This is a genomic window from Aquibium oceanicum (assembly GCF_001889605.1).
Lineage (GTDB): Bacteria > Pseudomonadota > Alphaproteobacteria > Rhizobiales > Rhizobiaceae > Aquibium > Aquibium oceanicum.
Map to the genome: position 1 here is coordinate 2999832 of NZ_CP018171.1, position 26851 is coordinate 3026682.

The 26851-nt window shown below is 64.7% G+C and carries 24 protein-coding genes; 14 read left to right on the plus strand and 10 right to left on the minus strand.

Annotation, left to right across the window (positions count from 1 at the left end; all coding sequences use genetic code 11):
* The 7 genes from BSQ44_RS14635 (at window position 1) to BSQ44_RS14665 (ending at window position 8556) form a co-directional block, all read left to right on the plus strand.
* The gene (locus BSQ44_RS14635; RefSeq protein ID WP_072605437.1) at window positions 1–849 is read left to right on the plus strand and encodes an ABC transporter permease; all 849 of its coding nucleotides are present in this window, start codon (window positions 1–3) and stop codon (window positions 847–849) included.
* Complete coding sequence (locus BSQ44_RS14640; protein ID WP_072605439.1) at window positions 846–1658, plus strand: ABC transporter permease; 813 nt, start codon at window positions 846–848, stop codon at window positions 1656–1658. The genes BSQ44_RS14635 and BSQ44_RS14640 overlap by 4 nt, the downstream gene beginning before the upstream one ends.
* A 35-nt stretch (window positions 1659–1693) precedes the next feature.
* Entirely contained in the window at window positions 1694–2794 is a 1101-nt protein-coding gene (locus tag BSQ44_RS14645; protein ID WP_083534756.1) for an ABC transporter substrate-binding protein, read from the plus strand.
* Window positions 2795–2869: 75 nt separating this feature from the next.
* Window positions 2870–3943: an ABC transporter ATP-binding protein gene (locus BSQ44_RS14650; RefSeq protein WP_072605443.1), complete on the plus strand. Its 1074-nt coding sequence runs from the start codon at window positions 2870–2872 to the stop codon at window positions 3941–3943.
* Window positions 3944–3976: 33 nt separating this feature from the next.
* Window positions 3977–4666 (plus strand): DUF1028 domain-containing protein, encoded by a 690-nt coding sequence (locus BSQ44_RS14655; RefSeq protein WP_072605445.1) that lies wholly within the window; start codon window positions 3977–3979, stop codon window positions 4664–4666.
* A 48-nt stretch (window positions 4667–4714) separates the two neighbouring features.
* Entirely contained in the window at window positions 4715–6799 is a 2085-nt protein-coding gene (locus BSQ44_RS14660) for a hydantoinase/oxoprolinase family protein (RefSeq protein WP_072608076.1), read from the plus strand.
* Between the two features lie 8 nt (window positions 6800–6807).
* A complete protein-coding gene (locus BSQ44_RS14665) occupies window positions 6808–8556 on the plus strand; it encodes a hydantoinase B/oxoprolinase family protein (protein WP_072605447.1) in 1749 nt (582 codons plus the stop codon).
* A 94-nt stretch (window positions 8557–8650) separates the two neighbouring features.
* On the opposite strand, the gene BSQ44_RS14670 is transcribed toward BSQ44_RS14665, so the two are convergent.
* Entirely contained in the window at window positions 8651–9853 is a 1203-nt protein-coding gene (locus tag BSQ44_RS14670) for an adenylate/guanylate cyclase domain-containing protein (RefSeq protein WP_072605450.1), read from the minus strand.
* Between the two features lie 229 nt (window positions 9854–10082).
* Window positions 10083–10586, minus strand: coding sequence for a single-stranded DNA-binding protein (locus BSQ44_RS14675; protein ID WP_072605452.1), 504 nt, complete (start codon window positions 10584–10586; stop codon window positions 10083–10085).
* A 249-nt stretch (window positions 10587–10835) separates the two neighbouring features.
* Here BSQ44_RS14675 and BSQ44_RS14680 point away from each other — a divergent pair, with 249 nt between their 5' ends.
* Together BSQ44_RS14680 and BSQ44_RS14685 are read left to right on the plus strand one after the other, a co-directional pair.
* Entirely contained in the window at window positions 10836–11108 is a 273-nt protein-coding gene (locus BSQ44_RS14680; RefSeq protein WP_157894602.1) for a hypothetical protein, read from the plus strand.
* A gap of 123 nt (window positions 11109–11231) precedes the next feature.
* Window positions 11232–11642 (plus strand): DUF1801 domain-containing protein, encoded by a 411-nt coding sequence (locus tag BSQ44_RS14685; RefSeq protein WP_072605456.1) that lies wholly within the window; start codon window positions 11232–11234, stop codon window positions 11640–11642.
* 4 nt (window positions 11643–11646) lie between these two features.
* Here the strand turns inward: BSQ44_RS14685 and BSQ44_RS14690 are convergent, their stop codons facing one another.
* Complete coding sequence (locus tag BSQ44_RS14690) at window positions 11647–12003, minus strand: gamma-butyrobetaine hydroxylase family protein (protein ID WP_072605458.1); 357 nt, start codon at window positions 12001–12003, stop codon at window positions 11647–11649.
* A gap of 132 nt (window positions 12004–12135) precedes the next feature.
* Between BSQ44_RS14690 and BSQ44_RS14695 the strand changes: the two genes are divergently transcribed.
* The 3 genes from BSQ44_RS14695 (at window position 12136) to lexA (ending at window position 14330) form a co-directional block, all read left to right on the plus strand.
* Window positions 12136–12786 (plus strand): L,D-transpeptidase, encoded by a 651-nt coding sequence (locus tag BSQ44_RS14695; RefSeq protein ID WP_072605460.1) that lies wholly within the window; start codon window positions 12136–12138, stop codon window positions 12784–12786.
* Between the two features lie 6 nt (window positions 12787–12792).
* Window positions 12793–13317, plus strand: coding sequence for an OmpA family protein (locus tag BSQ44_RS14700; protein WP_072605462.1), 525 nt, complete (start codon window positions 12793–12795; stop codon window positions 13315–13317).
* Between the two features lie 302 nt (window positions 13318–13619).
* The gene (lexA, locus tag BSQ44_RS14705; RefSeq protein WP_072605464.1) at window positions 13620–14330 is read left to right on the plus strand and encodes a transcriptional repressor LexA; all 711 of its coding nucleotides are present in this window, start codon (window positions 13620–13622) and stop codon (window positions 14328–14330) included.
* A 53-nt stretch (window positions 14331–14383) separates the two neighbouring features.
* On the opposite strand, the gene BSQ44_RS14710 is transcribed toward lexA, so the two are convergent.
* On the minus strand, window positions 14384–16810 hold the full coding sequence (locus BSQ44_RS14710; RefSeq protein ID WP_114579975.1) for a ComEC/Rec2 family competence protein: 2427 nt from the start codon (window positions 16808–16810) through the stop codon (window positions 14384–14386).
* 79 nt (window positions 16811–16889) lie between these two features.
* On the opposite strand from BSQ44_RS14710, the gene gltX reads away from it, so the two are divergent.
* Both gltX and gltA read left to right on the plus strand, forming a co-directional pair.
* Window positions 16890–18311 carry a glutamate--tRNA ligase gene (gltX, locus tag BSQ44_RS14715; protein WP_072605466.1) on the plus strand — a complete coding sequence of 474 codons (1422 nt, stop codon included), beginning with the start codon at window positions 16890–16892 and terminating at the stop codon, window positions 18309–18311.
* Window positions 18312–18497: 186 nt separating this feature from the next.
* Window positions 18498–19787, plus strand: coding sequence for a citrate synthase (gene gltA / locus BSQ44_RS14720; RefSeq protein ID WP_072605469.1), 1290 nt, complete (start codon window positions 18498–18500; stop codon window positions 19785–19787).
* A gap of 87 nt (window positions 19788–19874) precedes the next feature.
* Here the strand turns inward: gltA and lpxB are convergent, their stop codons facing one another.
* Genes lpxB through bamA form a run of 6 tightly spaced genes read right to left on the minus strand, consistent with a single transcriptional unit; the run spans window position 19875 to window position 26689 of the window.
* On the minus strand, window positions 19875–21047 hold the full coding sequence (gene lpxB / locus BSQ44_RS14725; RefSeq protein WP_072605471.1) for a lipid-A-disaccharide synthase: 1173 nt from the start codon (window positions 21045–21047) through the stop codon (window positions 19875–19877).
* Entirely contained in the window at window positions 21044–21931 is an 888-nt protein-coding gene (locus tag BSQ44_RS14730) for an LpxI family protein (protein ID WP_072605472.1), read from the minus strand. Before BSQ44_RS14730 ends, lpxB begins: the two co-directional genes overlap by 4 nt.
* Window positions 21915–22748, minus strand: coding sequence for an acyl-ACP--UDP-N-acetylglucosamine O-acyltransferase (gene lpxA, locus BSQ44_RS14735; RefSeq protein WP_114579976.1), 834 nt, complete (start codon window positions 22746–22748; stop codon window positions 21915–21917). The genes BSQ44_RS14730 and lpxA overlap by 17 nt, the downstream gene beginning before the upstream one ends.
* Complete coding sequence (gene fabZ / locus BSQ44_RS14740; protein WP_072605475.1) at window positions 22749–23219, minus strand: 3-hydroxyacyl-ACP dehydratase FabZ; 471 nt, start codon at window positions 23217–23219, stop codon at window positions 22749–22751. It lies immediately after the preceding gene.
* Window positions 23216–24271: a UDP-3-O-(3-hydroxymyristoyl)glucosamine N-acyltransferase gene (gene lpxD, locus BSQ44_RS14745; protein ID WP_072605477.1), complete on the minus strand. Its 1056-nt coding sequence runs from the start codon at window positions 24269–24271 to the stop codon at window positions 23216–23218. The genes fabZ and lpxD overlap by 4 nt, the downstream gene beginning before the upstream one ends.
* A gap of 60 nt (window positions 24272–24331) precedes the next feature.
* Window positions 24332–26689: an outer membrane protein assembly factor BamA gene (gene bamA / locus BSQ44_RS14750; protein ID WP_072605479.1), complete on the minus strand. Its 2358-nt coding sequence runs from the start codon at window positions 26687–26689 to the stop codon at window positions 24332–24334.
* Window positions 26690–26851: the final 162 nt, after the last annotated feature.

Sequence of the window (26851 nt, forward strand, 5' to 3'; positions counted from 1 at the left end):
ATGGACCGGAGGCCGCTCCTATCCGCCTTGAGCTTCCTCGCGCTGCCGAACGCGTGGCTGTTCGCCTTCTTCGTGCTGCCGATGGCCACGATGGTGCTGTACAGCTTCTGGCAGGTGATCGACTACGAGATCGTCGCCGACTTCACCTTCCGCAACTATCAGCGCCTGACGCAGAACCTCTACGTCACCGTCTTCTGGCGGACGGTGAAGATCTCGATCTACGTCACCGCACTTTCCCTGCTGATCGGATATCCGGTCGCCTACTATCTCGCCCGTCGCGTCAAGCGCTTCCGGCTGACGATGCTCATGCTCATCATCCTGCCGCTGTGGACGAGCTATCTCGTGCGAACCTACGCCTGGATGCTGCTGCTCGGGACCAACGGCGTCATCAACAAGGCACTGCTCGCGGTGGGCATCGTGGATGAGCCGGTCAGTTGGCTCCTCTACAGCGACTTTGCGGTGACCGTGGCGCTGGTTCACATCTATATGCCCTTCCTGATCCTGCCGCTCTACGCGGTCATGGAAAAGCTCGACGGTTCGCTGTTCGAGGCGGCGCGCGATCTCGGCGGCGGCCGGCTTCGAACGTTCCTCTACGTGACGCTGCCCCTCAGCCTGCCGGGCGTGGCAACCGGATGCATCTTCGTGTTCATCCCCTCGATGGGTTCCTTCGTCACCCCCGAGCTGCTCGGCGGCACCCGGAGCATCCTCATCGGAAGCATCATCGCGCAGCAGTTCGGCGTCACATACGACTATCCGTTCGGCTCGGCGCTGGCGCTGGCTGTCATGGCGGCCATCCTGGCGTTTGCCGCCGTCGCGTTACGCTACGGACGACCGAGGGGCGTGCGATGAACGCGTCCGGCTCCAGGCCTGCCGATGTCGCCGGCTATCTCTTCGCCGCCTGGTTCTGGCTGGTGCTCGCCTTCCTGTTCGCGCCGCTGGTCGTCGTGGTGGTGTTTTCCTTCAACGCTTCCGAAATCAGCACGCTGCCGTTCGCCGGCTTCACCCTGCGCTGGTACCAGCAGATGCTGGCAAACGAGGACCTGCGGACGTCGCTGGCCAACAGTCTCATCGTCTCCGGATTCACGGTTGTCATCTCCACGACGCTCGGGGTAACCGCGGCATACGGCATCCATCGCTACGCCAGCGGGATGCGAACGGTGCTGAATTCGGCGGCGATCATGCCGATCATGGTGCCGCGCCTCATTCTCGGCATCGCGCTCCTGACCTTCTTCAATCTGTTCCAGGCAAATCTGTCGCTGGCGACCGTCGTCCTGGGCCACGTGGTGTTCTCGCTCCCCTATGTCGTCCTGATCGTTTCGGCACGCCTGGTCGGGTTCAATCCGGCGCTGGAGGAGGCAGCGCGCGACCTCGGAGCGGGAACCTTCACCGTGTTTTGGCGCATCGTGCTGCCCCTATTGCGACCCGCGATCCTGGGAGGCGCGCTGCTTTCGTTCACCCTCTCGTTCGACGAGGTGGTCGTGACGTTCTTCACCACCGGCACGGACAACACGCTGCCGATGATGATCTGGTCGATGCTCCGCTTCGGGATCACGCCGGAGATCAACGCTGTCGCAACCTTCACCATCATCGTCAGCGGCCTCGCGGCCGTTACCGCAGAATTCATGATTCGCCGTTCGCAAAAAGCAGGCGGCGTCTGAGCGAAGAGAGCTCAAACCAGAGGGAGCATGTGACTATGACGCATAGACCAACATTCAACATCCTCGCACCATCCAACATAAGCCGACGCGGCCTGCTCAAAGCGATGGGGCCGCCGGGGCTCGGCGGCGTCGCACTCGCCGGCGGACTGCGGCCGTCCTTCGCGCAGGACAAGACGCTGAACTACTTCACCTGGTCGGCCTGGGGCGACAAGCAGTTCGTCGCCGACGCCAAGGAGAACGCCGGCCTCGATCTGAAGACGACCTTCTATTCGAGTTCCGACGAGATGATGGCCAAGCTGCGCGGCGGCGGCACGCGTCTCTACGACATGATCGTGCCGGTGCAGAACTACGTGCACCTTGCCGCCAAGGCCGGGCTCATCGAGCCGATGGATCCAGCCAACCTGCCGAACGCAAGTCTGGTGTTCCCGGAGTTCCAGGGCACCGAGGACTGGAGCTACGAAGGCAAGCTCTACGGCGTTCCCTTCGTCTGGGGAGCCAATGCCATCGCCTTCAACCGCAAGGAGACCGGCGACGTCACCTCGATGGATCCGCTGTTCGATCCGAAATACGCGGGCAAGATCGCCATGCGCGACGAGCCTGAAGACTCGCTGGCGGTCGGCGCTATGCGCCTCGGCATCGAGAAGCCGTTCCAGATGGGCGAGGCAGAGCTTCAGGAGGTCAAGAAGCTCCTCATCTCGCAGAAGCCGCTCGTGCGCTCCTACTGGCGCGATTTCGCCGACGTGCGCAACATGCTGGCGTCCGGAGAGGTGGTGGTGGCCTGGACCTTCCTGGCCGTCATCGCGCCCCTTCGCGAAGCCGGCATCGACGCCGGCTGGGTCTGGCCAAAGGAAGGTGCGGTCGGCTGGAACGAGGCGGTCACCCCGGTCAAGGGCACCCAGAACCTCGCGCTCGTCGAGCAGTATGCAAACCACACGCTTTCTGCGGAGTTCGGAGAAATGATGGCTCGCACGACACGCTACGCGCCGGCCTCGAAGGCGGCCGTCGACAAGCTCGAGCCCGAAATGGTCAAGGATCTGGGCATCGACACGAGCACGATCAGCCGTCTCGTGTTCAAGCAGGTGCCGCCGGACAAAGCGCGGTGGAACGAGATCTGGAACGAGGTCAAGGCCGCCTGATCGGCAGCCTGCCGGCGCCGCGCGGTCTTTGGCCACGCGGCGCCGATATCGATACAGCGGAACGGGAAAGCCTTCATGACCGATATCGACGTCAGACTCCGCGGAGTGACCAAGCGCTTCGCCGACTTCGTGGCGGTCGATGCCATCGATCTCGACATCAGGCATGGCCGTTTCGTGACCCTGCTCGGTCCTAGCGGTTGCGGAAAGACCACCACTCTGCGGATGATCGGCGGTTTCGAGCATCCAGACGCAGGCGACATCCAGGTTGGGGGCGAACCGGTCACAGGCTCCTCCTCCCGCCACCACACTCGGATGGTTTTCCAGAGCTATGCGCTCTTTCCGCACATGAAGGTTTCCGAAAACATCGCGTTCGGACTGCGCATGGCGCGAATGCCGAACGAGGCGATCCGCCGCAGCTGCGCGGAGATCATCGAGATGCTCGGCCTCGCCGGTCAGGAAGACAAGTATCCCAACCAGTTGAGCGGCGGACAGCAGCAGCGCGTCGCGCTGGCGCGCGCCCTGGTGACGCGGCCCCGGGTTCTCCTGCTGGACGAACCGCTCGGTGCCCTCGATCTCAAGATGCGCAAGCGGATGCAGATCGAGTTGAAGAACCTCCAAAGGGAAGTCGGAATCACCTTCATCTACGTCACCCACGACCAGGAAGAGGCGATGAACCTGTCGGACGAGATCGTCGTGATGGATCGGGGCAGGATCGTGCAGTCGGGCACTCCGGAACAGATATACGGTTCGCCTGCCACGCCGTACGTCGCCGACTTCATCGGCGAGACGAACCTCGTCGAAGCCGTGATCGCTTCGCGCCGCGACGGAAGGATCGTCACCAGCTCCGCTCTGGGGGAAATCGTTGCGAGACCCGCAGTCGGCCTCGAAGCCCGCGACGGCGACCCCGTGGTGGTCGCCATCCGGCCGGAGAACCTGGCCCTGGGCGAAGGCGCCGAAGGCCTTTCGAACCAGACGAGGGGTACCATCAGGCAGATTTCGTTCCTGGGCGCGGTGACGCGCGTGATCGTCGATTGCGGCGGCCTGCCGCTTTCCATCGACCACAGAGGCCGGCTGGCCGCTTCGGCCGGCGACCTCGTTCCGGTCGGTTTTTCCGGCGACGACGTCGTGGTCATGGCCCCTCAGGTGTGAGCCTCACGCCTGCACAGCAGAAAGGACCATTCCATGACATTCACGATCGTCGGCCGTTGCGCGCGGACCGGTCACCTTGGCGTCTGCATGGCGACGAGTTCGCCCGCGGTCGGCAATCGCTGCGCCTTCGTCTCGCGCGATGGCGCGGTGGGGTTCCAGGCGATCGCGGAACCGCGACTGGGAGCTGCAACGCTGCGTCTCATCGAAGCGCGCAACTCGCCGCGCGCGGCGATCGATCTCATCGGCCAGGCCGACGATTGGCCCGAACACCGCCAGATCGGGATCGTCGATGCCGACGGTCGCGCTGCCGCGTTCACCGGCTCGAACAACATGGAGTGGGCAGGCCATCGCATCGGACCTGGCTATGTGGCGATGGGCAATCTCCTCGCAAGCGCCAAGGTCGTCGAAGCGATCGAGACCGCTTTCAGGGACAGCGAGGATGAAATCCTCGAAGAGCGGCTGGTTCGCGCCATCGAGGCCGGCCGTGACGCGGGTGGGCAGGAGGAAGGGCAATTGTCGGCCTCCATCCTGAGCTTCGGCCCAGAGACCTTCGCGCGCTGCGATCTGCGCGTCGACCATTCTCCGGAACCCGTAGCGGAATTGCGCCGCATTTTCGACTGGTACCGTCCGCTGATCCCCTACTTCCTCGCCCGGACCGCCGATCCGAACCAGCTCAGGCACAAGGACTGGCTGAAGCGACAAGGCATCATCCGGGACGAATGACCGGCGCCTAATACGCCCTCCCCGCAATCGTTCACAATGCAGAGCACCATGGAATCGCCACGAAAGACCGAAGAGACACGGCCCTCGCGACTGCGCATCGGCGTCGATGTCGGCGGCACGTTCACCGACCTTGTCGCGGTCATGCAGGATGGTCGCTCGGAGGTCTTCAAGGTGCCATCGTCACCCGCCGACCCGAGCGCGGGCGTGATCGAGGCGGTCAAAGCAGCTGCCATCGGGCTCGGTCTCGGCGTTCCCGAGCTTCTGGCACGCTGCGACGCCTTTGTGCACGGATCGACCATCGCCACCAACACCGTGCTGGAGCGCAAGGGTGCGCGGGTCGGCATGCTGACCACCGCCGGCTTTCGCGATTCGATCGCGATCCGGCGGGGGCTTAGGACCAATCCCTGGGACCACCGCACGCCTTTTGCCGAGCCGCTCGTTCCACGCCATCTCCGGCTCGGGGTGCGCGGACGTCTCGACGTGGAAGGACAGGAGATCGAGGCGCTGGAAGAGGCCGACATCGAGGCGGCGCTGGCGACGTTCGACGGTTACGGCGTCGAAGCGATCGCAGTCTGCTTCATGAACGCCTATGTGGATCCCCGTCACGAGCAGGCGGCTGAACGCGCGATCCGTAGTCTCGGCTGCGAGTTGCCGGTTTCCCTATCTTCGGCGCTGGCGCCGATCATGGGCGAATACGAGCGCGGCTCCACGACCGTCATCGACGCGCACATCCGTGCGCGCGTCGTCAGCTATCTGAAGGCGCTCGAGGAGAGGCTGCGCGCACTCGGCTTGTCGCAGGACATCCTGATCGTGCAGAGCAACGGCGGCGCTGTCTCGGTGGACCGCGTGGCGCGCGCTCCTGTCGGGATCTGCCTTTCCGGCCCGGCCGCGGGCGTTGGAGCCATGCGCTACTTCGGCAAGATGTGCGGCACCGACGACCTCATAACCATGGAGATCGGCGGCACCAGCTGTGACGTCACCATGATGAGCGGCGGGCGGGCGCAACTCGTCGATCTGTACGAGATCGGCGGCTTTCACGTTGCCCAGCCGGCGGTCGAAATTCATACCGTCGGCGCCGGTGGCGGGACGATCGCCCGCGTCGATGATGCCGGGCTGCTCATCTGCGGACCGCAGGGGGCCGGCGCCGATCCGGGTCCAGCCGCCTACGGACGTGGCGGGAAAGACCCGACCACCACCGACGCCCTGGTGATCCTGGGGCGGATGCGGCCGGGGCCGATCGGCGACGGCGCCATCGAAATCGATGAGGAGCGCGCCCGTGCGGCCGTGGCCGAGAAAGTGGCCCGCCCCCTGGGCGTCTCCGAGGAAGAAGCCGCGGCCGGAATGATCCGCCTCCTGGAACAGAACCTCCTGCATGCGGTCGAGGAAATCAGCGTCAAACGCGGCGTCGACCCGGCCCGCTACACCCTGGTGGCAGCCGGCGGGGCGGGCCCTATGCATGGTGCAGCGGTCGGCCGGATGCTGGGTTGCACACGCGTCTACGTTCCCCGCCACGCCGGCGTGTTCTGCGCGCTCGGCATGCTCGACAGCGATCTGCGCCTGGACTTCATGCAGGTCACCGATGTCGAACTCGGCGATACGGGTGTCGCGGGCCTCGACGCCGCACTGGCGGAAATGGGCAAGGACGCGGCCGACGAAATCGCTGGCGAGGGCTACGAAGCCGACGCCGTGACCTACGAAGCCGAACTCGACTTGACCTACAAGGGCCAACTCCGGGCCCTGCGCGTGCCGTTTTCGCGCGGCGTCGACGCGGCAAGTGACATCAGATCGCGTTTCGAGGCCGAGCACCAGCGCACCTACGGCCACATCAAGCCGATCACGCCGATACGCATCGTCGGCCTGCGCCTGATCGCCACAATCCCGGCGATACGGCTGGCTGCCCCTCGCCCCCCCGCCGCCGATGGCCCAGCGAGAGCGGCGGGGTCGCGGCGCGTCTATGTCGATCGCACCGCTGGGTGGCTCGATGTGCCGGTCTATGACGGGGCGCAGTTGCGCCCCGGCCACAGGATGGACGGACCGCTCGTCATCCAGGAAGCGACCACCACCCTCTTCGCCGGCCGCGACGATGTCGTCAGCGTCGATCCATCCGGCAACTACCTCATCGAGATTGGCTAGAAACGACCATGACCGCCATCGATCCCGTCCGTCTCGCCCTCGTCCAGAACCGCCTCGACCACATCTGCAAGCAGATGGGCTGGGTGATGTCGCAGACCGCCCTGAGTCCGATCTTCAGCCAGGCGCACGATTTCACGTGCTACATCACCGACGCCAACGGCTTTATCATCAGCCAGGCCGACGGGTTGCCGGCACACGCGGCCGGGGGTGGCTTCGCCGCGCGCGCACTGATCGAATCCTTCGACGATATCGCCGAAGACGACGTTTTCCTGATGAACGACCCCTACGTGGCGGGCGGCAACCATCTGCCGGACTGGGTGGTCGCCACACCCGTTTTCGTGGACGGCCGGATGGTCGCCATCGCCTGCGACCGCGCGCACCAGTCCGACATCGGGGGCGGCGCGCCGGGCACCTACAACGGCGATGCGACGGAAATCTTCCACGAGGGCCTGAGGCTCCCCCCGGTCCGCCTGATCGAGCGCGGCGAGGTGCGGCGCGACCTTTGGAGGCTGCTGCTTCTGAACAGCCGCACGCCGGAGCTGCTCGATGGCGACCTTCAGGCCATGATCGGCGCCACGCGCATCGGCTGCGAGCGCATCCAGGCGATTGCCGCCGAACTCGGGTCGGATGGTCTGATCGACTGCTTCGCCGCGGTGCTGGATCACGCGGATGCGTCGTTCCGCAACGTAGTGGCCGCGCTGCCGGACGGCACGTATGAGGGCGAGGAATACACCGACAACGACTGCTTCACCGATGGTCACCACGCCATCCGCATCAAGCTCACCATCGAGGGAGACAATCTTCTCATCGACTTCACCGGCACCGATCCGCAGATGATCGGTTTCAAGAACAGCCCCATCGCCAACAGCCATTCGCTGACCTATGTCGGCCTCGCCTCGTTCCTTTGCGACGACGTCCCAATCAACGAGGGCACGTTCCGCTGCGCCAGGCTCATCCTTCCCGAGGGGACGCTGGTCAATCCGCGCGCGCCTGCCGCACAGACCATGAGCACCATGTACATGGGCCACGAGATCGTGCACGCGGTCTGGCAGGCTCTGGCCAAGGCCGCGCCCGAGAAGGCGTGCGCCGGATGGTCCAAGACCATCCACGGCATCTCCACCGGACTGAACCGCCAGGCCGAGCCCTATGTGATGTACCACTGGAATGCGCTGTCTGGCGCTGGCGCGGTGCGCGAGCGAGACGGTTTCGACCAGATCGGGCTCCTCGGCTCCCTCGGCGGCCTGACCATCCCGAACATCGAAGCCTATGAGCGGCTCTATCCGATCCGGGTCCATCGCTGTGAGATCCGCTGCGATTCGGGGGGGCCCGGCCTGAAGCGCGGCGGCGCGGGCGTTGCCTACGAAGCCGAAGTCATCGGTCAGGTGATCCACACGTTCCGCAGCGAGGGCCTGGGACATTCCGCAGGCTTCGGCGTCAATGGGGGCGGCGACGGCGACAACTGCCGGATCGCGGTCGTCCAGCCCGACGGTACACGCCCCCAATTGCCTCGCTATGGAAAGCTCACACTCGACAATCCCCGCTTCGAGATTTTGTCGGGCGGCGGCGGCGGCTTCGGCGACCCGTTCCAGCGCCCCCTCGCCGCGGTTATGACCGATGTCATGGGCGGCATCGTCAGCCGCGAGGCCGCGGAACAACTCTATGGTGTCGTAGTACGGCCGGACGGGGCTCTCGACGAAGCACTCACACTGGCGAGACGCGCCAAGCGCAGGGAGTTTCAGGATTCGCAGGAAGCGTAGATCGACGAGTATCTCGATCTGAAGATATGACCCTTGGCACGGCGCCGCTCGTGGCTGGTCACACAGCGGCCGAAGCCGGCGCATCCGTGCAAGCTCAGTACGAGAACACCTTCTGTTTGCCCTCGAACCCCTTGAACTCGACCTCTGCCGCGAGCCGCGGGACGGTGCAGAGATTGATGGCGATGTCCGACGATGCGACACGCCGGAGCGACAGGTCGGACGCGGCGGCGAGCAGCCTCGCGGCATAGTTCACGGGGCGGCCGATCGCCGTGAAGTCGAGGCGGTTCGCCCCGCCGATGTTGCCGTAGTGGAAGCGCCCGGCATGCAGGGCCGAGCGGAAGGCCAGGCTCTCTCCGAGCGGACTGGCCGCCAGTTTCGCCTCTCCCTCCATGATCGTCTCGCTCGCCGCCTTCACGGCTTGCTCGAGCGCCCGCGAGCCGTCGTAGGGGAAGATCGCGAAGAAACCGTCCCCGAGGAATTTGAGGATCTCGCCGCCGTGCGCCTCTACCGGAGGCACCATCAGGTCGAAGGCGTCGTTCAGCATCTCGACCACCTTCTGCCCGGAGATCCGGTTGGAGATTTCGGTGAAGCCGATGAGGTCCGTGAAGAGGATCGCCGCCTCGATTTCCGTTCCATCGCCTCTGTGGACGCGCCCGTTCAGGATCTGCTCGCCGCTTCCCCGGCCGACATAGGTCGAGAGGATGGATGCCGCGTTGAGCCTCAAGAGGTAGGCTTCGACGAGACGCGCCAGAGGCTGGCGGATGCGATCCAGCGCCGCGAGCTGGTGATCGGAGAAGCCGCGCGGGTGCCTGGTCGAGAACGTGGCGGCATGCGTCTCGCCCGTCGTGAAGATCAGCGGCTGCGCCAGATAGTCGGCGAAGCCTTCATCCCTCAGTTCGCCCAGGATGACGAATTCGTCGATTGCCGCGATGTCGGTCAGCCTGCGCCGGATCGTTACCTGCTGCGAGGTAACGGCCGGAAGCGGGTTCTTCAGGTACTGATCTTCCGAGAAGATGCTGAGGGCGCCTTCGCGCATCTGCACGCCCTCAGCGGCGGTCCAGAGAAAGCGCCGCGCGGCGACGTTCGGATGGAGCGTGTTGACGAAGAGGCCGAAGCGATCGAGCGGTATACCGGCAGTCACGAGACGATGGCAGAAATCGTTCACGAAAGCATCGGGGCTCGTGCTCGACCGCGCTCCGTCGACCATCCACGCGATCAGGCCCGTAATCCGCAGATCGTTCACCTCGTCGGATGCCGGAGCATCGACGCGTGTCTCTGGATGCGGCTTGACGATCATTCCAACGGTCCCGACCGGCTGAGGCTTATTTCAAGACGGAGCTAGGTCGAGGACGCTGCGCCCGCAAGAGCCGCGGAGCGACGCCTGGTATGCACACTGCGTCTATGTGATCATCCGGCGCAAGACGAACCACACCCGCGCAAGCTCGGGGCGGCGCGCCAGCGGAATCAGTTCGGCTTCGCCAGTCGATTGGAAACACAACCCTGGTTCGCAGGGTCGCCTGCCCCTCTCAGAACGGAATCTCGTCGTCCAGTTCGCGCGAGAAACCACCGCCACCGCCGCTGCTGCCGCCGCGCCCGCGATCGTCATCCATCGGTCCCGAAGAGCCGAAGTCGGAGCCCCGACCGCCGGAATAGCCGCCGCCCTGGCCTTCGCCCTGGCCGCGTGCATCCAGCATCTGCAGCTCGCCGCGGAACTTCTGCAGCACGACCTCGGTCGAGTAGCGATCCTGGCCCGACTGATCCTGCCACTTGCGCGTCTGGATCGATCCTTCCACGTAGACCTTCATGCCCTTCTTCAGGTACTGCTCGGCCACCTTGGCGAGGTTGTCGTTGAAGATGACGACCCGGTGCCACTCGGTCTTTTCCTTGCGCTCCCCGGAATTCTTGTCGCGCCAGGTTTCCGACGTCGCGACGCTGAGATTCACGATCGGATCGCCGGACGGCAGGCGCCGGACTTCGGGGTCCGCGCCCAGGTTGCCGACCAGAATGACCTTGTTGACGCTTCCTGCCATCTCACATCTCCACGCTTGTCCGGAATGGTCGCTTTTCAGCCTGTACCCGTTATAGCCCAAGCGGGCCGCCACCGCACGGGAGCGCGATGATTTACCGGACATGTCCACACGAGTTTCGTTCTTGATATGTTCCTATCACGCCTCCAGCTCGGACGCAATGTCGCCGCCGCCGGATGCTTGAAAACGGCTGCGGCTTGACAGGCCGGCATGACCGGACGCAAACATCGCATCGTCCATGAGGAGGTTCCGATGAGGAAAACCCTGGCACTGCTCGTGCTGACCCTGTTCTGCGCACCGGCATTTGCCGATGACCAGCGGGCACCGACCGATGACGCCCTGCCGGGCGTGACCACCGGCTCCATTTCGCCCGTCGCCGCGGAACCGCAGCCCGAGCCAGACGAAGCGCTGGCCGCGGGTAGCCAGCCCGGCAGCATCCGTGCGGGAAACTGGGACATCCGCATCTCGGGCAGCGTGTCCTACGAGATCGGCTTCGGCGATCGCAACGGATCCAGGAGGCGCTGAACGCGTTTTGCCGCGCCGCAGAGCCGTCCGACACCGTCGCCCTGTAAATCGTCCGCCGTGCTCCTCGACATTGCCCGTCGCCCGACGGGCAGAACTGGCTTCATAGAGACGAATGGCAACTCCATGGACCACGACATCACGCCCGACCGGCTTATCGACGCGAAGATATCAGAACTGGGTGGCTGGCGCGGCCAGACGCTCACCCGCGTCCGGCAACTCATCCGCCAGGCCGATCCCGCCATGGTCGAGACGGTGAAGTGGGTGAAGCCGACGAACCCCTCCGGCGTGCCGGTCTGGGAGCATGACGGCATCGTGTGCACGGGCGAGACCTACAAGGACAAGGTGAAGCTGACGTTTGCCAATGGCGCTGCGCTCGACGACCCGTCCGGCCTCTTCAACGCCAGCCTCGAAGGCAATGCGCGCAGAGCCATCGATCTCTTCGAGGGCGATACGGTGGACGCGGACGCCTTCGGCGCACTGATCCGTGCGGCGGTCGCCCGGAACGTGTCGGAGAAGGCACGGAAGAAGAAGTGACGCCTCAGCGGGGATCGCGGCTCAGCCGCTTCTCGGCGAGTTCGTCGAGGTAGGCCTGCCAGCGCGCCTCCTTCTCGTGGCCGAGCTGGTGAAGATAGGACCAAGTGAAGATGCCGGTGTCGTGGCCGTCGTCGAAGCCGATCCTGACCGCGTAATTGCCGACCGGCTCCAGCTTGCGGATCGCCACGTCGCGCTTGCCGGGTACAGTCACGCGCTGGTCGGGCGAATGGCCCTGCACCTCGGCCGATGGCGAGAGCACCCGCAGCATCTCGGCGGCAAGCTCGATCGGCGCATGGTCGGGGAAGCTCACCGTCAGCAGGCGGCGATCCTTCGAGACCCTCAGTTCCTTCGGTGCGTTCATGGGTCCCCTATAAGCACTGCGGGCAACGTTCCGGAAGGCCCCATCGTAGCGGCTTACCCGCAACTTCGACATTGGAAGGTTACAGAATCGATTCTATAAGCTTCCGCAGGGTGATCGTCGGAGGGGATCGAGATGAATGTGACGCGGCGTGACTTGCTGGCAGGCGGACTGGCGCTGGCGGCGACGACGGCGATGGGCGTTCCGGCCCGGGCTGCCGCGAAGAAATCCTGGTACGCCGGCACCGGCATCGACAATGGCGTCAGCTGGAAGCGCACCAATTTCGATGTCATCGATCCGATCTGGCACAAGCAGATCGTCAAGTACTTTTCCGCCGAACCGGCGGGCACGGTGGTCGTCGATACCCAGCACCATTTCCTCTATCTGATCGTCGAGAACCAGACGGCGGTGCGCTATGGCGTCGGCGTCGGCAAGGAGGGCTTCAAATGGTACGGGCGCGCCAACGTGGCGCGCAAGGCGCTGTGGCCGCGCTGGACCCCGCCGCCGGAGATGCACGAGCGCAAGCCCGGCCTGCCGCAGTTCATCGAGGGCGGCGCGCCGGACAATCCGCTCGGCCCGCGCGCGCTCTACCTCCATCGCGACGGGGCCGACACGGGCTACCGCTTCCACGGTACCGTCGAGCCATGGAGCATCGGCAAGGACGTCTCGTCCGGCTGTATCCGCATGTTCAACGAGGACGTGATGGACCTCTACCAGCGCTGCCCGGTCGGCACCGCGGTCCAGGTCCTGCCGCATATCGCCGACAACGCGCCGAAGAAGAGCTGAACCGACATGACCCTTTTCTTCGGAATGAGGCGCCGGCTCTTCGCCGCGCTCGCGTTCGCTCTGCTGGCCGGCTGCACCTCCACCACGGCCACGCTTGAACCGCCGGTGCCCGACGTCACCAACGCGCCGGCCGCCGGCTTCGCCAACGTCCAGCCGGGCAGCGAGGAGGATTTTATCCTCAACGTCGGCCGCCGGACCTACTTCGCGCAAGGATCGGCCGAACTCGACCAGACCGCCAGGGTGACGCTCGACAACCAGGCCGCCTGGCTGCAGAAGCATCCGCAATGGCTGGTCAAGCTACAGGGGTTCGCCGACGACCCCGGCGGCGATGCGGCCATGGTGGAGCTGTCGCGCCGCCGCGCCGAGGCAGTGATGAACTACCTCGCCGCCGCCGGCGTCGCCCGCGACCGCATGTGGGCCAAGGGATACGGGAAGGAGCGCGTGGTTCGCGACTGCGCCGACACCGCCTGCAAGGTGCAGAACCGCCGCGTCATATCCAACCTTCGCGAGGAGAAGGACGGCGCCGCCTGAGCGCGTCGCCTTCGCGCTGCAACCGCTTGATCGCGATCGGCGCCTTCCAGCCGGCTTTCGTGTTCGCCACAAGCGGATAGACACGCCCCCATTGCGGCGCCGGGCTGTTTCGCCGTCGCCGATCAGCCGTACCGCACCCTCGGCACCGGTTGGCGTATTTCGGCCCCGCCAGCGTCAACTGGCTTCCAGCTCGGCGACGCCGGACTGTTTACTCGAATTAAAACTATTGCGGAACAAGAATGGAACAGATAGGTTTGTTCCGGTTTTGTTTTTAGGCGTTCGATTCCCTGAGGGGTGCCAATATGCTCACGCGCAAGCAACACGAACTCCTGCTCTTCATCCATGAGCGGCTGAAGGAATCCGGTATTCCTCCGTCCTTCGACGAGATGAAGGAGGCGCTCGACCTGGCGTCTAAATCGGGCATCCATCGCCTGATAACAGCGCTCGAGGAGCGCGGCTTCATCCGGCGGCTGCCCAACCGGGCCCGCGCGCTGGAGGTCATCCGGCTGCCCGATTCCATCGCGCCGGGGCTGGGTGGACCGCGCAAGTTCTCCCCGAGCGTCATCGAGGGCAGCCTCGGAAAGCGCCCCGATCCGGCGCCCGCGCGCCAGGCGAGCAACGACGACGCGGCCGGCATCTCCATCCCCGTCATGGGCCGGATCGCCGCCGGTGTGCCGATCGACGCCATCCAGCACCAGACGCATTCGGTCGCGGTGCCGCCCGACATGCTCTCCGGCGGCGAACATTTCGCGCTCGAGGTCCGCGGCGATTCCATGATCGAAGCGGGCATACTCGACGGCGACACCGTCGTGATCCGCAGCACCTCCACCGCCAGTCCGGGCGAGATCGTCGTGGCCCTGGTCGACGACGAGGAAGCCACCCTCAAGCGGTTCCGCCGCAAGGGCGCCTCGATCGCGCTCGAAGCGGCCAATCCAGCCTACGAGACGCGCATCTTCGGGCCGGACCGGGTGAAGGTCCAAGGCCGTCTCGTCGGTCTGATCCGGCGCTACTAAACGCCAGACGTCTTCGGCGTTCGCATACGCCGCCTGATGCTTACCCTGCGCAATCAGTCCGCATCGCGCTTGTAGGGCGGCATTCCGCGGGCTTCGCGGGACCAACGCCGATGCTCGTGCCAGGGCCTGTAGGGTTCCCGGACGGCGAACCGTATCTCCGCAGGCCTTCCCTGCCCTGCCCCGGCGAAGCGGATTTCGGCGCTGCCGCGCCGCGCAAGGTCGCGCTTGGTGACCACGAGCAACTTCGCCGGGTCGCACGGGTTAACCGCCGTGGCATCGTCAATAACGAGGACGTCGGCAAAATCGCAGAATTGGCGCGCGTTCCCCTCCGCGGAAACGAACGCCACGATCGCACCGCCGCCGTGTCGCGCGATGCAACTTGTCTCGTCGCAAGCGAAAGCTCCGGGGACCAGCCCGTCCAGCATGGCGGCGGTCAGCGGTTCGGCGCTGACGACCGGCACAGCAACACCGTGCGTCATCGCCGCGTCCATCCAGATGCCAGTGACGAAGCGGTTGGGTCGCCTCTTGTTGACCGCCAGTTCCCCGGCCTCCGTCCGCATGGCGATCAAGTCTCCCTCCTCCGAGAGCAGGAGGTTCGGGAGATCCCGCGTCGCGATGAGCACTATACCGGCAACGAGCAACGGAACGGCGGCGAGACGAAGCCAGGTCGAAAGGACAGTCAAGAGGACGAGAGCAATGGTCATCGACAGCACCGCCGATAGCGGGATCGTGCCCACGGCATCGAAAGGCGTGCGTTCGGCGAGCCATCCCGCGATCGAGACCATGATCCCGATGCCCCACCCCATGATGTCGAGCGCGAAGCCTTCGAGGCCGAACGGCATAAGGATGCCAGCGAGAACCGCCGAGGGCATGATGACGAAGGATACGACGGGCATCGCGCCGAGGTTGGCGAGGAGGCCGAGTGGCGCCATGCGGTGGAAGTGCCAGACGCCGTACAGCGCCGTTGCCGTCCCCGCCACCAGCGAGGTCATCGCAATTCCGGCGCAATAGAGAAGCAGAAGCCGAAAGCCGCCTCCGACCAGCGAGCGTTGCCGCGGCTGTCCGCCCGTGAAACCGTTCAGCCGACGCTCCGACCACCAGGCATAGGCCGCGATGAGCGCAGCCGTGGCGGCGAACGACATCTGGAAGCTCGGCCCGACCACCTCATGCGGCGCTATCGCAATGACGACGAGCGCCGAGATGGCGAGATTGCGCATCGTGATCGCCGACCGGTCGAAGAGCAGCGCCACCAGCATCACGGCGATCATGACGAAGCTGCGCTGCGCCGCGACCGCCGCTCCGGAAATCAGCAGGTAATAGGACGCGGCCAGCAACGCGACGGCCGCCGCATACTTCTTCACGGGCAAGCGAGAGGCGAAGCCGGGAAACAGCGCGAAGACGAAGCGCAGTCCGAACATGACCGTGCCGGCGACGAGCGCCATGTGGAGACCCGAGATCGAAAGGACGTGCGCGAGGCCGGTCTTGCGCAGCGCCTCGTTGATCTCCTCGGGAATGCCGGCGCGCGTCCCGGCGATAAGCGCCGTCGCGATCTGTCCCTCCGGTCCTTCGATCCGGCTGGTGATGCGGCCCGCGATCGCCTGGCGCATGTCCGCGATCCGGGCCGAGAGTGCGGCGCGCCAGCCAGCTTCGGCGTCGAGCCGCGAGGGTCTGGGATCGGAAAGGAAGAACCCGGTCGCGCCGATGCCATCCATATAACTCTCGAAGGCGAAGTCGTAGCCGAATGGACGCGCGGGGCCCGAAGGCGGAAAGAGCCGTGCATAACCCGAAACGCCGTTTCCGGCATGGATTTCGGGCGGCAAGGACCGCGCGGAAAGCCGCACCCGGTCGGGCGCATGGCGGAGCACCGGCCGGTCGGTGGAATGAACGTCGATCGTCAGCCGCACCCGACCGCTCGCCTGTCGTTCGACCGTCACCACCCGACCGGTCACGAGCGTCGGGATCTCAGAACCGAGCATCTTGGTGCCGGCCCGCCACGTCTCCAGCTTGCCTGCGAGCACGCCTAGCATGGAGACGATGAGGATCGTCGATACGACCCGGCCGAGGCCCGCGCGCCGGAAGAAGGCGCGCGCAAGCACGGCCGACCCGATGCCGGCGGCGACGATGGGAAACGACGGCTCCAGGGGCAGCGCCCAGTAGAACGCCGCGCCCGCGCACAGGATGACCGGGAGGAACAGGAAGGCCGTCCCCCGGTCGCGCTCGGCAGCGAGGGCCTCCGCCAGCGCTGCTTGGACGGCAGCAAACGCCCGCTCCCGCCTCGTGCCCGGACGGTATGCCGCGCTCCCTTCCGCGTCTGCTTGCCCACGGTGCACGCCTGCCGGCAAGAGCATGCCCGGCACGGGCAGCATCCCCCTTTCGTCCGGATCCGGTTCGTCGATCGTCGCCATCGCGACCCCGTCACTGCCGTCCGAAAGCCGGTTCCCGAAAGCCCCGGCAAGCCCGACGGCTTGCACCCCGATCATCCTATGCTACATGAACGCGACCCGAAATCACCCGCGCAGTGGCGCCAAGGCGCCCAGCACGCAAAGCCTCCGGAATCCGATGCCCGCACCCGTCGTCACGCGCTTCGCGCCGTCCCCCACCGGTTACCTCCACATCGGCGGCGCGCGCACCGCGCTCTTCAACTGGCTCTTCTCCCGGCACACGGGCGGCAAGATGCTGCTGCGGATCGAGGACACTGATCGCGAGCGCTCGACCGAAGCGGCGACCGCGGCGATCCTCGACGGTCTTTCCTGGCTCGGCCTCGCCTGGGACGGCGAACCCGTCTCGCAATTCGCGCGCGCCGAGCGCCATCGAGAGATCGGCGAGGAACTCGTCCGGCGCGGCAAGGCCTATCGCTGCTATGCGTCCCAGGCCGAACTGGAGGAAATGCGCGAGAAGGCGCGCGCAGAAGGACGCCCTCCCCGCTACGACGGCCGCTGGCGCGACCGCGATTCGGCCGAGGCGCCGGCCGGCGTCAGGCCGGTCATCCGCATCAAGGCGCCCCAAGAAGGCGAGACCGTCGTGCACGACAAGGTGCAGGGCGACGTCCGTTTTCCCAACAAGGACCTCGACGACTTCATCATTCTGCGCTCGGACGGCAACCCGACCTACATGCACGCCGTCGTGGTCGACGATCATGACATGGGCGTCACACACATCATCCGCGGCGACGATCATCTGACCAATGCTGCGCGTCAGACGATCATCTATCAGGCGATGGATTGGGACGTACCGGTGATGGCCCACATTCCGCTCATCCACGGAGCGGACGGCGCGAAGCTGTCGAAGCGGCACGGAGCGCTCGGCGTCGAGGCCTACCGGGCCATGGGCTACCTGCCGGAAGCGCTGCGCAACTATCTGGCGCGGCTCGGCTGGAGCCACGGCGACGACGAGGTGATGTCGACGGAAGAGATGATCGGCTGGTTCGAGATCGAGGACGTGAACAAGGGCGCCGCGCGCTTCGATTTCCAGAAACTGGAAGCCCTGAACGGCATGCACATGCGCCGCACGCCGGATGCCGAACTCCTCGACAACCTTCTCGCGACGCTGCCCTATATCGAGGGCGGCAAGGCGATGGCCGACAAGCTCGACGACAGGCGCAAGGCCATGCTGCTTCAGGCCATGCCAGGTCTGAAGGAGCGTGCGAAGACGCTGGTGGAACTGGCCGACAGCGCCGGCTATCTGTTCTCCGAAAGGCCGCTGACCCTGGACGAGAAGGCGGAAAAGCTGGTCGGGGAGCCTCCGCGCGAGATTCTCGCGGGCGCGAAGGCGGCCCTCGAGAACATCACGGGCGAATGGAATGCGGAGACGACCGAAGCCGCGATCCGCGCCTACGTCGCCGAAACCGGGCTCAAGCTCGGCGCGGTGGCGCAGCCCCTGCGTGCAGCTCTCACCGGCCGTTCGACGTCGCCCGGCGTCTTCGACGTGCTCGCGGTGCTCGGACGCGAGGAGAGCCTCGGCCGCCTCGGCGACCTGCTGTGAGGCGTACGCACACTCGTGGATAACCGCCTGTTCGTTTCAAAATGACCGGCCTTTTCGCGCTGCAACATTAGACGTTGCCGCAACTTGGCATCGGCGGTGAAATGGGATAGCTAGATCGCCATTCCAGACCGCGATTTTTCATCGCGGAACTCTTCCACACAGCCGATTGACGATAAGGAGTCCGCGATGACCGATTCAACCGCAAAACTCGATTTCGGCGGCAAGGAAATCGACCTCAACGTCCGTCAGGGCTCGATCGGACCCGAAGTCATCGACATCGGCAAACTCTACGCCCAGACCGGCGCCTTCACCTACGATCCGGGCTTCACGTCCACCGCGAGCTGCGAATCCGAGATCACCTTCATCGATGGCGACGAGGGCATGCTGCTCCATCGCGGCTACCCGATCGAGCAGCTTGCCGAGCACGGCGACTTCCTGGAAGTCTGCTATCTGCTGCTCTATGGCGAATTGCCGACGAAGACGCAGAAGGAGGACTTCGACTACCGCGTCACCCGTCACACGATGGTGCACGAGCAGATGTCGCGCTTCTTCACCGGCTTCCGCCGCGATGCCCATCCGATGGCGGTGATGTGCGGCGTGGTCGGCGCGCTGTCGGCCTTCTACCACGATTCCACCGACATCTCGGATCCCTACCAGCGCATGGTCGCCTCCATGCGGCTGATCGCCAAGACGCCGACGATCGCAGCGATGGCCTACAAGTACCACATTGGCCAGCCGTTCGTTTACCCGAAGAACGACCTCGACTACGCGGCGAACTTCCTCAACATGTGTTTCGCGGTGCCGTGCGAGGACTACAAGGTGAACCCGGTTCTGGCGCGCGCCATGGACCGCATCTTCATCCTGCACGCCGACCATGAGCAGAATGCGTCGACCTCGACCGTTCGTCTCGCCGGGTCCTCGGGCGCCAATCCGTTTGCTTGCATCGCGGCCGGCATCGCCTGCCTGTGGGGTCCCGCCCATGGCGGAGCTAACGAGGCGGCATTGAACATGCTGTCGGAAATCGGCTCGGTCGACCGCATCCCCGAATTCGTCGCCCGCGCCAAGGACAAGAACGATCCTTTCCGCCTCATGGGCTTCGGGCACCGCGTCTACAAGAACTACGATCCGCGCGCCAAGATCATGCAGAAGACCACGCACGAGGTGCTCGGCGAACTCGGCATCAAGGACGATCCGCTGCTCGACGTGGCGATGGAGCTCGAGAAGATCGCGCTGACGGACGAGTACTTCATCGAGAAGAAGCTCTATCCCAACATCGACTTCTATTCCGGCATAACGCTGAAGGCGCTCGGCTTCCCCACCACCATGTTCACCGTGCTGTTCGCGGTCGCCCGTACCGTCGGCTGGGTGGCGCAGTGGAAGGAAATGATCGAGGATCCGCACCAGAAGATCGGCCGGCCGCGCCAGCTCTATATCGGCGCGCCGAAGCGCGACTACGTGGCGATCGCCAAGCGCTGACCGCTCGAAGCAGATCGATTTCGCAATTCGAACGGTGCCTCCGGGCGCCGTTTTTCGTTGAAGGGGTTTGCGAAGCCGCGGCCAAAGTCAGCCGCGATGTTTCCTCATCGCTTCGAGAGCGGCGTGCGCGGCGATTTCGCCCGAAGGGCGATCCGTCGCCATGGCAGCGGCGATCGCGTCGAACCCGTCCAGCTGAGCTGCACGTGCCGACGTGTCGCCGGCCAGTTGTTCGAGATGCCGCGCGATCGTACCGGCCCGCACGAAATGGTCGTAGTATTCCGGAATGACCGGCCGATCCGCTATCAGGTTCGGAAGCGATGCGCTCCAGGCATGGATCATGGAATAGGCAAGCCGGCCGAACGCATCGGTCTTGTAGCAGGAAAGCGTCGGTACCCGGGCGAGCGCCAGTTCCAGGGTCACGGTCCCCGACGCGGCCAGTGCCGCGTCCGCCTGGCCGAACGCCTCGTACCTGGCGTCCTTTCCCAGGACGATTTCGGGTTTGACCGGCCAGTCCGCCGTGCCTTCGCGAACCATGTCGGCGACATGAGGGACGGTCGGAATGACGAGCCGAAGGGTCATGCCGCGTGCGATCAGCGTTTCCACGGTTTCCCTGAAGGGATCGAGCAGCTTCGTCACCTCGCTGCGCCTGGAACCAGGCAACAGGAGCAGCGTCCTGGCCGCGCGCGGCTCGCGCGGTGGCGCGGCCTTCTGCCGTTCGGCCGCCGCCGACAGCCCGGTATCGTGCGTCAGGCGATGGCCGACATAGGTCGCGGAGGGCCCGTCGAGCCGTTCGAGTTCCGCCACCTCGAAGGGGAGGACGCACAGGACATGATCCACGAAGCCGCGCATGTCGGCCGCCCTCTGCGGCCGCCACGCCCACACGCTGGGGCAAACATAGTGGATGATCGGAATGGACGGGTCGGCCGCGCGGACCTTCCTGGCCACGCGCAGGCTGAAATCGGGGACGTCGACGGTGATGAGACAGTCCGGATTGCTCTCCACCACGGCGTCCGCGGTCGCCGAGATCCGGCGAAAGAGTTGCGGAAGCCGCGCCAGGACCGCCGAGATCCCCATCAGCGAAATCTCGCCCGGATCAAACAGCGTTTCGAGCCCGAGCGCCTGGAGATGGCTGCCGCCCACGCCCGAAAGTTCGATGGCCTTGCCGCTCTCCTTCGCCAACGCCGATACTAGGTCGGCCGCGAGAATATCGCCCGATTCCTCTCCGGCGACGATGGCGATGCGCATGCGGTCCGCCGTCATGGCGTGCCGCCGGCAATACCGGTCACGAAGATACCGAGTTCGTCGGCCAGTTCGATGACTTGCTTCCGCTGCAGCACGATTGCCCTCCCCGCCTCGACGGCAATTCCTGCAAGTCCCGCCGCGTGAACGCCCCTGACGGTATCGGGACCTATCGAGGGAAGATCGGCGCGAAGCTCCTGGTTCGGCTTGGCGCACTTGACGAGGACACCGCCGGCCTTGCCGATCCGCCCCTCGGTCCGCAATCGTCGCACGCGATCGATCATCTCCGCCGTCCCTTCAGCGCCTTCCAGCGCCACGACGCGGCCCCTCACGGCGATCGCTGCCTGACCGATGTCGAGAGCGCCGATCGCCCGCGCCGCCTCCATCGCGGCTGCGATGTTGCGGCGTTCCGTGGTGGAGGGTTTCACCTGCGAGATCTGTCCCTCTCGCGCGATGAGGTCCGGCAGGATCTCGTGTGCGCCCAGGACGTTGAAGCCTTCAGCCTCGAGATGCCGCACGATCGCGCGAAGGATAGCGTCATCGCCGCGCGCGAGACCGGCGACGACGGTCGGCAGCACTTTCAGGAGGCTGAAGTTCCAGCGGATCGATCGCAGCGCCGGTCGCCGGGAAATGGCTCCGGCCAGGACGACGTGCGTGGCTTCCGCACGCCGCAGTATCGAGATGAGCGTTCCGTAGTCCTCCACCTTCAGCATCCGGTGCTCGAAGCGGAACAGATCCGGATCGGTGTCGGGCTGATCCTCGATGATTACGAGGAACGGCGGGCGGGCGGCCAGCGACAGCCCAGCGGCCAGTTCGCCGGGCAGTGCTCCCCCGCCTGCCACGATGGCGACGCGACCGTCTCGCGCGGCATGGCCATGACGCGACGGATCAGCCGATGGGGTCATCGCCGCTATCTTCGGCCTTCAGATAGGGCGGTACGCAATAATAACGCTTCCGGCGATTCGTCATGAAGGCCACGATCTCCATCACCGACGGGGTATCCGCAAATTCGACCGCTACCGATTCGAGGTTCACCGCAACCGGTCGTGCCGGATCGAAGATGCGGCGATAGGCTTCCCGCATACGATAGATCTCAGCCCGGGCCATACCGGACCGGCGCATGCCGACGAGGTTGAATCCGTGCAGCTTCGCCCGGTTCCCCACGACCATGCCGTAGGGGATGACGTCGCCCATGACGGCGGAGCTGCCGCCCAGGAATGCGCGTCTGCCGACCCGGACGAACTGGTGCACGCCCGTCAGCCCTCCTACGATGGCGTGATCCCCGATCTCGCAATGACCACCCAGGGTTGCACCGTGGGTTAGCGTCACGTTGTTTCCGACCACGCAGTCATGGGCTACGTGCGAATTGGCGAGGAAGAACCCGTCGTCGCCCACCATAGTGACGCCGCTGCTCGCATCGGAGCCCACGTGCATCGTGACATTTTCCCGGATCTTGCAGTTGCGGCCGATTTCAAGCCGCGTGACGCTGCCTTTGTGCTTGGTGTCTTGCGGAGGTCCGCCGAGTGTTACGTTGGGGTAGACCTTCGTCCCGTCTCCGATGCGGGTGGCGTTCATAACCGAAACGTGGCTCATCAGTTCCACGTTGCCGCCGATCACCGCGTGCGGGCCGATGTGGCAGAACGGTCCGATCTGGGCGCCCTTCCCGATCTGCGCTCCATCTTCGACGACTGCCGCCGGGTGAATGAAAGTCTCGGCCAAAATTTAGCCTTCCACCTTAGGAGTCATCATCGCGGTCAACTGCGCTTCCGCGACCTTGTTGCCCTCGACCGTCGCTTCGCAGGCGAAGCGGAACACCCCACCCCTTTGCTTCAACTTCCTGACGTGGATCCTCAACTGGTCCCCCGGTTGTACCGGCTTGCGGAACTTCGCTTCGTCAATCGCCATGAAATAGACGAGGCTCGGGCTCGTCGCCGCGCTCTCGTGGATGCAGATCGCGCCGGCCGTCTGCGCCATCGCTTCCACGATGAGAACGCCCGGCATGACGGGATGACCGGGAAAGTGGCCCTGGAAATGCGGTTCGTTGATGGTCACGTTCTTGATGCCGACGGCCGAATTGTTTCCCTCGATCTCCACGATGCGGTCGACGAGCAGGAACGGATAGCGATGCGGCAACAGACGCAGCAACTCCATGATTCCGACCGACTCGAGTGTCGAGGAAGCTGCGTCGCTCATGTTCCCGGTCCCTTGCGTCTCGTGTCTGCGGCGAGCTTCTTTATGACATTCGTCTCGCGAAAGAAATCGGTGGCGAGTTTCGCGGGGAATCCCGCCCACCTCTGTCCGGCCGGCACGTCATGCATGACACCGCTACCGGCTGCGATCTGCACGCGGTCGCCGATCGCGACGTGGTCGGAGATGCCCACGCGGCCTCCCAGCATGACGAAGTCGCCGAGCGTGACCGATCCGGAGATACCGACATGCGCGGCTATCGCGCAGTGCCTGCCGATCCTCACATTGTGGCCGACCTGCACCTGATTGTCGATCTTGGTCCCTTCGCCGATCACCGTGTCGCCAAGTCCTCCACGGTCGATCGTCGTGTTTGCACCGATCTCGACATCGGCCTGGATGATCACCCGCCCGATCTGCGGGACCTTCTCGAGACCGGCAGGACCCGGAATGAAACGAAAGCCGTCCTGGCCGATACGCGCGCCGGGATGAACCACGACGCGATCACCGATCAGCGACGCGAGAATGCTCGCATTGGCTCCTATCCGCGCCTGCCGTCCGATCCTGCAATCCGGACCGACGATCGCTCCCGGACCGATTACGGCATCGCGGCCGATCTCGGCTCTCGGTCCGACGACCGCGCTATGCTCGACGATCGCTCCATCCTCTATCAGCGCGTCCTCGGCGACGTGAGCATGTTCGGAGACGCCGGTCTCGGCGGTGACGGCGGCGGGATACGTCGCGAGCGGAAACAGCTCTCGGCCGATACGGGCGAATGCGAGCGCGGGAGATTTGGTGGTTATGACCGCGACGCCGGGCGGCGCGAGGGAGGCGATTTCGGGCTGGCACAGTACCGCTGCCGCCGACAGTCCCGTCATCATCGCGGCATTGCGTTTTCCATCGACGAAAACCAGCTTTCCGCCGCCGCCTTCGCCAGCAACAGCCAGACCGTCGATGCGTCTGGAAGCAGTCGACGGGTCCAGCAGGATACCATCGATCATGGCGGCGGCTTCGCCCACCGAGATCGCTCGCGCAGGCGAGAAGAAAACGGGCTCAGCCATTCTCAATCAGGACCCTCGGACCCGCTCGCCGGCCTGTAGGCCCGCGAGCGAAAGTCAAAGCTAGAAGCGCGTCGAAACGCCGAAGTTGAAGTGCTGAACCTGGTCGGTGGGCTCCTTCACGACCGGGACGGCGTAGTCGAACCGGATCGGTCCGAACGGCGACTGCCACAGAAGGCTCGCGCCGACCGATGCACGCCACTCCATGTCGGTCGCATTCGCGCCGCCCAGATCGTTTCCGAACAGGGTCGCCGCATCCGCGAACACCGCGCCTTTTATGCCAAGACTCTCCGGGACTGCCGGAAGCGGAAACTGCGCTTCCGCGCTAGCGGAGATGTAGGTGTCGCCGCCGAGATGGTCGGTGCCATTTGCTGCAACCGGTCCGATACCGCTCGATTCGAAACCGCGGATCATCTTGGAGTCGTTCTGAAAATAGTCGAACAGGCGAAGTGGGCCACCAGTCTGAACGATGTGGCCAGCCCCCACCGACACCACACCCACAACATCCTGCTCTTCCAGAAGCATGTGATAGTAGGAGCCGCGTCCGGTCAGCTTGACGAACTCCGCATCCCCACCGAGACCCGCATACTCGACGCTGAAGGTTGAGTACAGACCTTCCCTCGGGTTCTTCGGATCGTCGATGGTGTTGTAGAGCAGCGTCCAGCTAACCGAGGACTTGACCCAGGGACTCTGCGTGATCGCATCGAGGATCTGCGGAGCGATATTACAATTGGGGTCTGTCGGATCCGTCAGGCATATGCCGGTCAGTTCATATTCCTCGCGCGAATAGTTGTACGCGATCTGCGAGGTAAGCGAATCGGTGATCGGAAGCCCAAGGCGGATCGTCGCGCCGGTCGTATCCGACGAGTAGCGGTCGTTGTACTCTCGCGTCTGCCGGTAGATGTCGAAACCCGCCGCAATGCGGCGACCGAGAAAATAGGGCTCGGTGAAGGAGAGGCTGTAGTCGCGAGAATTCGTGCCACCGCCGGCCGATACCTTGATGTACTGGCCGCGACCCAGGAAATTGCGCTCCGACACCGATCCCTCGAGGCTCACTCCGCCGGTACCGGTTGATTCGCTCTTCGTCGAGTAACCCGCACCGACCGAGAATTCGCCCGTCGGCTTCTCGACGACGTCGATGATCAGGTAGACCTGATCCGGCTGCGAGCCCGGCACCGTCGAGATGTTCACCGTCTGGAAGTAGTCGAGCCTGTCGAGGCGGCGCTTTGCCCGCTGAACCATTACCTGGTTAAAGGCGTCGCCTTCGCTGACGTCGAACTCGCGGCGGATCACGTAGTCGCGCGTCCGGTCATTGCCGCGGATCTCGATGCGCTCGATGTAGGTACGCGGACCCTGATCGATGGAGTAGGCGACGTCGATCGTGCGGCTTTCGAAATTCCGGTTGCCGCGCGGCGTCACCTGCGCGAAGGCGTAGCCCCGCCCGACGACTTCCTCCGTCAGCGCAATGATCGTGTCCTCGACATTGTCGGCACTGTAGACGCTGCCGCTGCGCGTTTCGATCTGAGAGTTGAGCGATTGCGCATCCACGCCGTCGAGCGTGCTTTCAATCGAGATGTCCCCGAAGGTGTAGCGCTCGCCTTCCTCCACCGTGAACGTGACGGTGTATTGGTTCTGCGCTTCATCCAGTTCCGCCGACGACGAGATCACGCGGAAATCGGCGTAGCCGCGATTGTAGTAGAAGCGCCGCAGCGCTTCCTCGTCGGCGCGCAGACGGTCGTCGCTGTAGACGTCGTTGCGGAACAGGAAGGACAATAGGTTGGACTGCTTCGTCGAGATGACGTCCCGCAGGCGCCCGTCGCTGAAGGCGTTGTTGCCCACGAAGGTCACACCAGTGATTTTCGTGCGACCGCCTTCGACGATCTCGAAGACGACGTTCACACGGTTCTCGCCGAGATCCATGATACGCCCGCTGACGGTCGCGTCCTCGCGACCGACCCGGCTGTAGGCCTGGCGCACCGCTTCGATGTCGGCGTCGAGCGCTGCCTGCGAATAGGTGCTACGCGGCTTCAGCTGGACCGCGGCGGCGAGGTCGGCGTCCTTGACCTTCTTGTTGCCCTGGAAAATGACGGCGTTGACGATCGCGTACTCGTCGACTTCCACCACCAGCGTCGAGCCGACCTGGTTGATGCGGACATCCGAGAACAGCCCGGTTCCGAAGAGCGTCTTGACGGCCTCGTTGATGTCGGCCGGACTAAAATTCTGGCCCGGAGAGATGCCGACATATTCGCGGATGGTGCCGGAATCGACGCGGCGGTTGCCGCGAACTTCGATGCTGCGGACGACTGCGGCCTCTGCTGAAGCGACGGCCGCGAACTGAACAGCAATCGAACCGGTAGCGACCAAGCCGGCTGAAAGGGCGAGTGCCGATACGGCGCTCACGAATTTACTACCTGCCTTCATCGGGCTTTATTACCTTGTTCTCGTAGTCCCCACGGCGAGAAACCGGAGTGTCGATCGTGACCGACTCCCGTATGACCCGGATTTCCTATACACGCAAGGCTTCTGGTTAATTTGAGTTTACTAATCCCGCTGGCGTGTCGTTCCCGCCACGCATTTTCCCCT